Origin of the sequence: Brevibacillus massiliensis (assembly GCF_000311785.1) — a bacterium.
Lineage (GTDB): Bacteria > Bacillota > Bacilli > Brevibacillales > Brevibacillaceae > Brevibacillus_C > Brevibacillus_C massiliensis.
The window spans coordinates 215107-225489 of record NZ_HE978544.1 but is presented as its reverse complement, the minus strand read 5'-3'; the positions used below and the strand labels follow the sequence as shown (position 1 = coordinate 225489).

The following is a 10383-nucleotide window of genomic DNA, read 5'->3' as shown; positions in this document are numbered from 1 at the left end:
GTTTGTTGTTAAACGTTGACAAGGCTATTATCTACAAATGTGGATGGAATATGTGAAAGGCAATCATCTGGAAGCTCTGCGCAGGCAGGATAAATCTGCAGAAAAAAGAGGTGAAGGGGATGAAACCCTTCACCTCTTATGTTGCGTTAGTGATTACCGCAGCAGCCGCAATCCGTTTAAAATCACCAGAAGGGTGCTTCCTTCGTGGCCGACCACACCAAACGGCAGGGCGATGCCTTGCACAAAATTGGCGGTGATCAGCAGCAGAATGACAGCTACGGAAAATACGATATTTTGCAGGACGATTCGGCTGGCGCGTTTTCCAAGCGAGATCGCCGAAGAAATATGCTCAATGTCGTCATTCATCAAGACGAGGTCGGCTGTTTCCAGGGCGGCGTCACTGCCCGTTCCGCCCATGGCAATGCCCACCGTGGCCGTTGCCAGCGCAGGAGCGTCATTGACGCCGTCGCCTACCATGGCGACATAGCCGTACTTCGCTTTCAATTCTTTGATCCGATTCACCTTGTCTTCCGGCAGCAATCCGGCAAATACCAGATCGATTCCCGCTTCCTGGGCGATGGCATCTGCTGTTTTTTTCTGGTCACCGGTCAGCATGGCTACCTTAACCCCCAATTTTTGCAATTGGGCGATGGCCGCTTTTGCTTGCTGGCGGATGGTATCCTGAAGCGCGATTACCCCGGCGATGCCTCGGGAATTGCTGACGACGATGACGGTTTTCCCTTTTACCTCCAGCCGGTCAATGGTGGCAGTTACCTCAGGCGTACGCACTTGATCCGGCAGCAGGCCAGGTTTTCCGATCGTCCACGTATCATCCTGAAACTCTGCCTGAACACCCCAGCCGATCAGCGCTTGCAGGGAAGCGGGACGATCCAGGTCAATCGAGAGTTCCCGCGCTTTTTGCACAATCGCTTTGGCCAGCGGGTGCTCTGACAAGCTTTCGATCGATGCGGCGATCTGCAGCAGTTCTTCCTCCGTGTATCCCTGGTAGGCGATCAAGTCGGTTACGACCGGTTTGCCGTTGGTCAGCGTACCCGTTTTGTCGAAAGCGACGACTTTTGCCCGCCCGATATTTTCCAGATGGGCTCCTCCTTTAAACAGCAGGCCTTTTCTTGCGCTGTTGGAGATAGCCGACAACGTGGCAGGCATGATCGAAGCGACCAGCGCGCAGGGAGAAGCAACGACCAGAAATACCATCGCTTTATAAAAGGTTTCCGTCCATCCCCACCCCAGAAATACCGGGGGAAGCGAGATCAAGAGCAGCGTAATCAGGATAATCGCTCTGGCGTAGATACGCTCAAAACGCTCGATAAACAATTGCGAAGCCGGCTTTTCGCTCTGCGCTTCCTGAACCAGCCGGATAATTTTGGCGAACAGGGTTGATTCGCTCGGCTGCGACACTTCGATAAATAAAGCCCCCTGCCCGTTTAACGTTCCGGCGAACACCTCGTCGCCAGCGGCTTTATCTACCGGAAGCGACTCTCCGGTGATAGAGGCTTGATTGACCGAAGAATTTCCTCTTGTAACAGTGCCGTCGGCTGGGATACGCTCACCCGGTTTGACCAGCACGATATCGCCGACACGCAGCTCTTCGATCGGTACGACGATTTCCGCACCGTTTTTCACCAGCAAAGCTGTCTCCGGTTTTAAGTCCATCAATGTGGAGATATCCCGATGGCTGCGGCCCATTGTATAGCTTTCCAGGGCTCCGCTCAAGGAGAAGATAAAGATCAGTACGGCTCCTTCCGTCCAGTAGCCGATACTGGCTGCGCCGATTGCGGCAAAGATCATCAGCAGATTGACATCGAGGTCTTTCTCTACAAAAAGTGTGTGGATTCCTTCCTTGGCCTTGACGAAACCTCCGATGATAAACGAGAGCACATATAGGACAATCGACGCGGTTGGGGCTGCGGCCTCCAGGCTCCAGGCCACACCGATCAGCAAACCGCTGGCAAGTGCCGCTGCCGCCTCTCCATACCGTTCCATCCACTCGTTAATCCTGCCGCTTTTGCCTGTTGGCGCAGCCTTCTTCAGTTGTGCCGACTTTGTTACACTGCTGTTTGTCGCTGGAAGCATTGTCATATGAACACCCCTCCTATATGAGAATGAATCCCATTACTACTGCCTCTAAAATGGTTCATGCTGTTCCATGACGGAACAGCATGAACAATCGAGAATGATTTTCGTTTTTACTTTATTCAGCTTTATTGGGATCAGGAAACTTTACAATAATTATTATAAAGTAATAGTGGTATCAATGTAAATACTTTTTTTAAGACAAAAGATTATCCGAATCATCGCCCATACGAAAAAAAAGCTTTTCCCCCAACGAATTGGAGAAAAAGCAATGGATCCCGGGTTGATTGCCGGCTATGGCTTTGACCTGGCCAAAAACGGTCCAGCCGCTTCCGGCTGACCATAAGAGACAACATCCTCAACTTGGGGATGGCTGCCTCTGGCAGACCACTCGCGAACGCGGCGCTGATGATCGAGCGCAATGAAAATACATAAACTCGCAAACGCTACTAAAAGCAGGGTTAAGATGGGAAGCAGCATACCTGTCATAAGCCTCTCCTCTCAAACAGTCCGATCAAAATTGATAATCATTATCACTAGAATAACCTATTTTGCTGCCAAGGTCAATCATTTTTATCCGTTATTTTCGTGGTACACTGTTTTTGTTATTTTTATGTGGGGGAGGGCTGTTGTGACACCTGCCTTATGATTGGAAAGGATTGCTGTCGTCAGGAATCAAAGACGCAAGCGGAATGGCGAATTCCTGGATCCCTGCTGCGTACGGCGTATACTCGTAGAGTCCGAAGTAAATGACGACGGAGTCTCCGCGCAGGTAAAAAGGTTGATCCTCCGCGATCGACGTAAACGGTGTAAGCAGCGGAATGTCCCGTTCCTGCCACTGTTTTTTGATATCGGCATTGATCTGCGCCATGTAGTTCGGATTGCTTTTCAGCAGTTCTTTTAACGTGTAGACATGGCCGGTCTTGAGGTTGATCGTATAGGCGACTCGGTCTGTCATTCCGTGAGCGCCGCCCGTGTAACTGTAATTGTCGAAATACAGGCTGAGCACGTCCCGCTGGTTGTAGGTGATGGTGTAATTGGACTGGTATTCCCAGGTGTGGCCATCCGGCTCGCTGTTTTCCTTCGCGCTGTTTTCTGCCTGGGTGAGAGCCTGCTCGGCATGCTGCTGCAGCAGGGCGTTAAGCTTTTTCCTCACGGCTTCGTCAGGAAGCCCGCCTGCAATCTCCGGGTACTGCGCGGAAACATTGACGCCTTTTAGCTGTTTGGATACTTTCTTGTTGGTTAGCTGGATCGAATTTTCGGCAATCCTGCTGATGATGGCTGTTTTTGCCTGCTCCTGCCACGCAAGCTGATACCCCATGTTTTCCGCTGCAACCCGCAGCGGTACGTAAACTTCGGAGTGCATGACCAACGGTTGGCCATTGGCGATCTGATCGTGGCCATTGAGCGAGTATTCGGGGCTGTTGACGGTCATGACCAGCTCTTTTCCTGTTTTGCGGAGGGTGATCCGCTGGGTTTCAGGTTTGTAAACGACTGCGATACCGAGCTCCTGGCCAAATTGGGTGAGCGGCACGTACGTGAGGTCGTCTACGATGAAGGCGTTTGTGTGCATAGCCAAATTGTTCATTTTTAGCTGGACAGGAATGTCTGTGGCGGCGCTTGCGGGATGGCCGGTCCCTTACCTGAAAGTATACAAAGAGATGGTGGAAAATATCGTTACGAAAAGGTTACAAAGGAATTCTTTCTAAGCGTTTGAATTGCGTGAACTATTTTAACAGTCTGGCCAAAGATGGCAGGATTTGGGCGGAATTTTCTGCATAGGGCTGATATTTCCAGTTGATGGGATGAGAGGGGCCCAGAAGGGAAAATCGAACGGATTACCGAGGGTGTGCCTATTTTGATGTTATGGTAACATACAAACCATGTTTACCCCAGTCGGATGAAAAGGAGAGCGAGCGAAAAAACAATCACATAGCGGGCCTAGTTCCGTTTTTGCAACGGAAGCGGGGGAACCACGTTTTGGGGTTAATTCTGCGCATGCAGAAGGGATGCGTCTCTGCCATCCTACCCGTCAGCTAACCTCGTCGGCTAAAGCAGATTTCTTTTTCCAAAATCATTGATCTCTTGTGTACGCTCTTTTGCGGCGGCAGCCGGCGTACCCAAGTGTAAAACCAGTCGACGCATCTGCTTGCCGGGTTGGCCAGTCCTTCTCCTACGGCAGCGGTTCGTCGACTTTTTCTATGTGCAATTCGCATGGTCAGACTCGATGTTCATGGCGCGTTTTTGCGCACATTTTTAATACTGAACATTACAAATATTTTGATAACGTTCAGTTTCCTTACGCAGCTGATGAAGCGGTTGGAGCGTCGCGTTCGGGAAGCGGGACAGTGAAAGGAGGTGAGAAAATGAACACGGCTGCAAGAGAGGACACCCGGGTGACAATCCGCAAAGCATCGGCCAAGGACGGGGCTGCGATGTGGAGATTGGTGGCGGAGTCAAGAGTGCTCGACCCCAATTCGCCTTATGCGTACCTGATGGCAGGCAACTATTTTTCGGAGACATGCGTGGTTGCCGAATGGGAGGAACAGCTCATTGGTTTTGTCACCGCATTTTGCCTGCCTGACGAGCCCGATACCCTGTTTGTTTGGCAAATCGGCGTCAGCGAAGGGCATCGGGGGCAGGGAATCGGCAGCAGCATGCTGCGTGAATTGCTGGCACGTGATGCCTGCCGACATGTCCGGTATCTGGAGGCGACCGTCACATCGTCAAATGAACCTTCAAAGGCTCTCTTCCGCAGACTGGCGGCGGAAATGGGCACAGCTTGCGAAGTCAAGCCATGCTTTCCCGCATCGCTTTTTCCCGGGCAGGATCACGAAGCGGAATGGACGTATCGCATAGGACCGTTGCACAAAGCACGATAGGAGGTTACGCATTGAAAGCAATTGCCGAGACGCGAACACCCTTATACGTATTTGAACAGATGGAGTCAGAGGTTCGGAGTTACTGCCGCAGTTTTCCTACCGTTTTTACCAGGGCAAGCGGGTCTAGATTGTGGGATCGACAGGGGAAGGAATACATTGACTTTTTGCCGGGGCGGGGGCCTTGAACTACGGCCACAACAATCCCCGACTGAAAAAGAAGCTGATCGATTATCTGCAAAATGACGGGATCACCCACAGCCTTGACATGGCGACAGATGCCAAGGAAGCGCTGCTGCGCAAGTTCCATGACGTCATTTTGCTGCCAAGAGAGCTTGATTACAAGGTGATGTTTCCTGGACCGACGGGGACCAACTCCGTAGAGAGCGCGCTCAAGCTGGCGCGAAAGGCGACCGGCAGGGAGCTGATCCTGAGCTTTACCAGCGGGTTCCACGGTATGTCCCTCGGATCGCTGGCTGTGACGGCGAACAGGATGAAGCGAGGAGGCGCGGGTGTTCCGCTCGCCAACACGGTTGTCATGCCGTATGAGAATTACATGGGGAAAGATTGGGATACCACCGAGTACATTGAACGTCTGCTCGAAGACGATAGCAGCGGCGTATCTCTCCCTGCAGCTATGATCCTCGAAACCGTTCAAGGAGAAGGCGGGATCAATGCGGCCAGCATCCCGTGGCTGATCAAAATCGAGCAGCTCTGCCGCAAGCACGGCATTCTGTTGATCGTCGACGACGTGCAGGCGGGCTGCGGACGAACAGGGTCGTTTTTCAGCTTTGAGGAAGCCGGGATCAAGCCTGACATTGTCTGCCTTTCCAAATCGATCGGAGGTTACGGTTTGCCTATGGCCTTGACACTGTTTCGCCCGGAGCTGGATATATGGAAGCCGGGCGAGCACAACGGCACCTTCCGCGGGAACAACCTCGGCTTCATTGCGGCGGCCGAAGCATTAACCTATTGGGAAAACGACGAATTGAGCAGGGGCGTCAGAAAGAAAGGCGATCTGGTTCGCAGGCACCTGGAGCATCTGGTGCAAACCTATCCGTTTATCAAAGGAGAAGTGCGGGGAAGGGGACTGATGCAGGGAATTGCCAACGGTGTCGATGATTTGGCTGACCGTATCTGCTCGCTCGCCTTCCGCCGCGGGCTGATCATGGAGACATCGGGACCAAAAAGCGAGGTCATAAAGGTGATGCCGCCTTTGACGATAGACGAGCAAGATCTGAAAACAGGCTTGTCCATATTGGAGGACGCGATAAAAGAAAGCCAGGAGAAAGGATGGTAGGCAAAATGATTGTAAAGCATTTGCAGGATATCATCGGAACAGAGGACGAAGTTGACACACCTACATGGAACAGCAGAAGACTGCTGTTGAAAAAAGACAACATGGGTTTTGCCCTGAACGATACGCTGATCAAAGCCGGTACGGAAACGTTCATCTGGTACGCGAACCACCTTGAGGCCGTGTACTGCATCGAGGGTGAAGGAGAGATCGAGGTGGTCGGAGGTGAAACGTATCCGATTCGGCCGGGCATGACGTACGCCTTAAGCGGCCACGAGAAGCATTACCTGCGGGCGAAAAGCACGATGCGCATGGTATGCGTGTTCAATCCGCCGCTGACAGGTCGCGAGGTACACGATGAGAACGGAGTATATCCCTTGATTGAATAACCGGCAGGATGACATTTTGCAAAAAGTCGTGGAAGGAGAGAAAGGGATGAACCAACGCTGCGCCGTTATGGAAGATTGCTATCCATCCCGTATCGAGGATACACCTGGCATCATCGAACGAAAGGACCCGGTCGTCTAATCGGACGCGAGTTCAGGCACTTCCGCGCTGGATGCTGATATGCTCGCATCCTATGAGAAAAACGGATACCTCAATCTGAAAAGCTTCTTTTTGGCTGAGGAGGTCAAGACGTTTCGGGATGAGCTGCAGAAGCTGTGGCGGGAAAACCGGGAAACGGAGCGGAAGGAAGTGATCCGTGAGCCGCAGAGCCGTGAGATTCGCTCGATTTTTGCCGTACATCGCGACAACGAGGTCTTTCGTCAGCTGTCGCAGCATCCCCGGCTCTTGGCAATCGCCAGGCAGATTCTGGGCAGCGAAGTGTACGTGCACCAGTCCCGGATCAATTACAAAAAAGGGTTTACGGGCAAGGAGTTTTACTGGCACTCCGATTTTGAGACCTGGCACGTTGAGGATGGCATGCCGCGAATGCGGGCGTTGAGCTGCTCCATCGCGCTGGAGGAGAATCGCCATTTCAACGGGCCCCTGCTGCTCATCCCTGGCTCCCACAAGAAATTCATCACATGCGTAGGCAGAACGCCGGATGCGCATTACGAACAATCGCTCCGCAAGCAGGAATACGGTGTGCCGGATCAAGCAAGCTTGCAAAAGCTGGTCGACCAGCACGGCATCGATACGGCCGTCGGACCGGCGGGGACGGTCACGCTTTTTGACTGCAACGTAATGCACGGCTCCAATGGCAACATCACCCCCTACCCGCGTTCCAATGTGTTTTTTGTCTACAACAGCGTTGAGAACAAACTGGTCAGCCCCCCGCAAGGGCACTGCACCGGGGAGCTGGGCTTGGACGCGAGCGAGAAGGCGGCAGTAACAGCTGCTTGCGTTTGCTCTTGATTTCCTTACGCCAAGCCGGTACGATAACATAAAAAGGAAGAAAACCGATTTGGTGCCATGGCAACATGGAGAATAGGGAAGGAAAAAACACGATGTGTCCATCGCTGTATGAAGCGAGTGAATGTACAACAATGCCACTGGGATGACCGGGAAGGCGTATATTCACGATGAGCTTGAGTCAGAAGACCTGCCAAATCCGGATCGTATCATTGAGAAACGACACATTCTCAGTCTTCTTCGGGCTGGGAATGTGTCGTTTTTTAGGGGGAGAAAGATATGCATTTGTTAACCGAAGAGCAAAAGGAAGGCGTTTTTAAGGCGATATTTGAAAGGAGAGACATACGGGTATTTCGTTCCGACCCGCTCCCGAAGGAGAAGCTGCAGAAGATTATCTTGGCCGGCCATCACGCTCCTTCCGTCGGATTTATGCAGCCGTGGAATTTTATTGTCGTCGAATCGCAGGAACTGAAAGAGAAGCTGGCGAAAATCTGCCAAAAGGAAGTGAAAGCGCTCGCGATCCATTATGAGGATGAACGCAAGACCAAATTCCTGTCTTTAAAGGTGGAAGGAATCAGGGAGGCTCCGGTTACCATCTGCGTGACATGCGACCCGACCAGGGGCGGCGGGCATGTGTTGGGGCGCAATTCCATCCCGGAGACAGATATTCTGTCCGTGGCATTCTGCATCCAAAATATGTGGTTAGCCGCTTATGCCGAAGGGATTGCCATGGGCTGGGTCAGTTTTTACAAAAAGCATGATGTGCGTGAGATCCTAAGCATTCCGCCGCATATTGAACCGGTTGCCCTGCTGTCGTTGGGATATACCGATCATTATCCGGATGCTCCCCTGCTGGAGCAGGCGAATTGGGAAAAGCGGCTGCAGGTTCGCGACCTGGTCCGCCATGACAATTGGAATGATGCTTGTCGTTGGCATTTTTGAAGACAAAAGATCATTGTCGAGAGATTGACTTTCCGCTTTCGTTGTAGCTATAATGATTACAACGAGAGGGTGGAAGAACATGAAAATCAGCAGTCGATTTAGTATCGCCGTCCATATTTTATCGTTGTTGGCGATCGCCAAGGATGCACATGGGACGTCTGAATGGATTGCAGGGAGCGTAAATACGAATCCAGTGACCATTCGCCGGATATTGGGGCAGTTGAAAAAAGCGGGCCTGGCAAATGTGCGTGCCGGAACGGGCGGAGCGTTCCTGTTGAAGGACTTGGACGAGATCTCCCTATTGGACGTGTACCGGGCGGTTGAAGTCGTGGAAGAAGATCAACTTTTTCACATCCATGCCGAGCCGAATCCGGAGTGTCCGGTGGGAGCCAACATACAAGCAGTCCTGGAGCTGGTCCTGAAACGCGCCCAACATGCGATGGAGCAGGTCTTGGCAGATATCACAATCGAGGAATTGGTCAACGTGCTCTCTCAAAAAATAAAAGCGGCTGCTGATTAAATTTTTTTCAGTTTGTTGTAATGTTGTTATTTACAACGTTACAACGAGTTGGTGGCAGCCCATACGTGCAACAAACAATGCATGATGGTTATGCTAATAATCAAACAGCAGTCCAGCGGAGGTCACGAAGTCACAGCGATTGTCAGGAATGCTTCCAAACTGACCGAACGGCATGCAGCTGTGCTGGAGAAGGATGTTTTTGACTTGACGGCAGAAGACCTAAAAGGATTTGACGTCGTGGTCAACGCGTTTGGTGCCGCGCCTGGCAGTGAGCATCTGCATGTCGAGGTGGGAAGGGTGTTGATTGAAGCGTTGAAAGGTGCGCCGGATACAAGGCTGATCGTCGTTGGCGGGGCGGGAAGCCTGTTTGTTGACGAAGCGAAAACACTGCGCGTGATGGATGCGCCCGATTTCCCCAAAGAGTATCTTGCGACAGCGCAAAACTAGGGCAAAAACCTGGAGGACCTGCAGCAAGCCACCGGCATTCGCTGGACGTTCATCAGCCCCTCGGCATTTTTCGATCCGCAAGGGAAAAGAACCGGATCTTACAAGACAGGAAAAGATCTGCTGCTGGTGAATTCGAAAGGGCAAAGCTATGTCAGCTACGCCGATTTTGCCATCGCTGTTTTAGATGAAATCGAGAATCCGCAGCACATCAACGAGCGATTTACGGTTTCATCTGAATCGGACTAAAACGTGGAGGGAACAAAAAATGAAATTTGTGGCCTAGCTGGTAGCATTCGCAAGGAGTCTTATAATTCTGAAGCTCGTCAAATTCTTGCAGAAGCGGTATCAGGGACGGTTGGACATCGAAATTGCAAGTATCCGGGATCTCCCGCATTACGACCAAGATATTGAAAATGAACCGCCTGCTGTGGTGAAGGAATTCAAAAGCAAGGTTGCCGCTGCCGATGCTGTCTTATGGGCAACGCCTGAATACAATTACTCGATTCCAGGCGTGCTGAAAAACGCGATCGATTGGCTGTCGCGCGTGGACAAAGTCATGATCGGTAAACCGTCGCTGATCGTTGGAGCTTCCAGGGGGGCTCTGGGAACGGTGCGCGCCCAGCAGCACTTGCGCGATATCTTGTATTCGATCGGTGTTTCGTCTCCCATCATGCTGGGGAATGAAGTCTACATCGGAGCGGTTCACGAAAAAATTGATGAAAATGGAAACCTGACTCACGAACCGACGGTTGCGTTTTTGGATCAGGTTGTTGAGAATTTTGTATCGTGGTGCAAACAGGCTCAGCACCAAAAATGATATGATTCAGCATCCTCAGTCTTCAACAAGG

8 protein-coding genes, 3 pseudogenes and 2 riboswitches are annotated in these 10383 nt (G+C 51.8%); of the genes and pseudogenes, 8 read left to right on the top strand and 3 right to left on the bottom strand.

Annotation, left to right across the window (positions count from 1 at the left end):
* Positions 1-153: 153 nt before the first annotated feature.
* The 3 genes from HGBM_RS19195 to HGBM_RS28030 form a co-directional block, all read right to left on the bottom strand.
* The gene (locus tag HGBM_RS19195) at positions 154-2100 is read right to left on the bottom strand and encodes a heavy metal translocating P-type ATPase (RefSeq protein WP_019122704.1); all 1947 of its coding nucleotides are present in this window, start codon (positions 2098-2100) and stop codon (positions 154-156) included.
* Between the two features lie 288 nt (positions 2101-2388).
* Positions 2389-2583: a hypothetical protein gene (locus tag HGBM_RS19190; protein ID WP_019122703.1), complete on the bottom strand. Its 195-nt coding sequence runs from the start codon at positions 2581-2583 to the stop codon at positions 2389-2391.
* 154 nt (positions 2584-2737) lie between these two features.
* Positions 2738-3667, bottom strand: coding sequence for a PdaC/SigV domain-containing protein (locus HGBM_RS28030; RefSeq protein ID WP_019122702.1), 930 nt, complete (start codon positions 3665-3667; stop codon positions 2738-2740).
* A 355-nt stretch (positions 3668-4022) separates the two neighbouring features.
* Positions 4023-4156, top strand: a riboswitch (cyclic di-AMP (ydaO/yuaA leader).
* A 304-nt stretch (positions 4157-4460) separates the two neighbouring features.
* Here HGBM_RS28030 and ectA point away from each other — a divergent pair.
* From ectA to HGBM_RS28010, 8 genes and pseudogenes are all read left to right on the top strand, one after another.
* Positions 4461-4976, top strand: a complete 516-nt coding sequence (gene ectA / locus HGBM_RS19180; protein ID WP_019122701.1) for a diaminobutyrate acetyltransferase — start codon at positions 4461-4463, stop codon at positions 4974-4976.
* 59 nt (positions 4977-5035) lie between these two features.
* Positions 5036-6273 (top strand): annotated as a pseudogene (ectB, locus tag HGBM_RS28025) (diaminobutyrate--2-oxoglutarate transaminase).
* A 5-nt stretch (positions 6274-6278) separates the two neighbouring features.
* A complete protein-coding gene (locus HGBM_RS19170) occupies positions 6279-6659 on the top strand; it encodes an ectoine synthase (RefSeq protein ID WP_026074535.1) in 381 nt (126 codons plus the stop codon).
* 166 nt (positions 6660-6825) lie between these two features.
* The gene (thpD, locus tag HGBM_RS28020) at positions 6826-7629 is read left to right on the top strand and encodes an ectoine hydroxylase (protein WP_315969973.1); all 804 of its coding nucleotides are present in this window, start codon (positions 6826-6828) and stop codon (positions 7627-7629) included.
* A gap of 33 nt (positions 7630-7662) precedes the next feature.
* Positions 7663-7838, top strand: a riboswitch (cobalamin riboswitch).
* A 67-nt stretch (positions 7839-7905) separates the two neighbouring features.
* A complete protein-coding gene (gene bluB, locus HGBM_RS19155) occupies positions 7906-8568 on the top strand; it encodes a 5,6-dimethylbenzimidazole synthase (protein WP_019122697.1) in 663 nt (220 codons plus the stop codon).
* Between the two features lie 79 nt (positions 8569-8647).
* A complete protein-coding gene (locus tag HGBM_RS19150) occupies positions 8648-9088 on the top strand; it encodes an Rrf2 family transcriptional regulator (protein ID WP_019122696.1) in 441 nt (146 codons plus the stop codon).
* A gap of 81 nt (positions 9089-9169) precedes the next feature.
* Positions 9170-9781, top strand: a pseudogene (locus HGBM_RS28015) (NAD(P)-dependent oxidoreductase).
* Positions 9782-9805: 24 nt separating this feature from the next.
* Positions 9806-10352, top strand: a pseudogene (locus HGBM_RS28010) (NADPH-dependent FMN reductase).
* The last annotated feature ends 31 nt before the right edge of the window (positions 10353-10383 follow it).

Excerpts from the sequence above, each read along its gene's own strand:
- HGBM_RS19195 (WP_019122704.1), bottom strand. The coding sequence starts at position 2,100 with ATGACAATGCTTCCAGCGACAAACAGCAGTGTAACAAAGTCGGCACAA.
- HGBM_RS19190 (WP_019122703.1), bottom strand. The coding sequence starts at position 2,583 with ATGACAGGTATGCTGCTTCCCATCTTAACCCTGCTTTTAGTAGCGTTT.
- HGBM_RS28030 (WP_019122702.1), bottom strand. The coding sequence starts at position 3,667 with ATGCACACAAACGCCTTCATCGTAGACGACCTCACGTACGTGCCGCTC.
- ectA (WP_019122701.1), top strand. The coding sequence starts at position 4,461 with ATGAACACGGCTGCAAGAGAGGACACCCGGGTGACAATCCGCAAAGCA.
- HGBM_RS19170 (WP_026074535.1), top strand. The coding sequence starts at position 6,279 with ATGATTGTAAAGCATTTGCAGGATATCATCGGAACAGAGGACGAAGTT.
- bluB (WP_019122697.1), top strand. The coding sequence starts at position 7,906 with ATGCATTTGTTAACCGAAGAGCAAAAGGAAGGCGTTTTTAAGGCGATA.
- HGBM_RS19150 (WP_019122696.1), top strand. The coding sequence starts at position 8,648 with ATGAAAATCAGCAGTCGATTTAGTATCGCCGTCCATATTTTATCGTTG.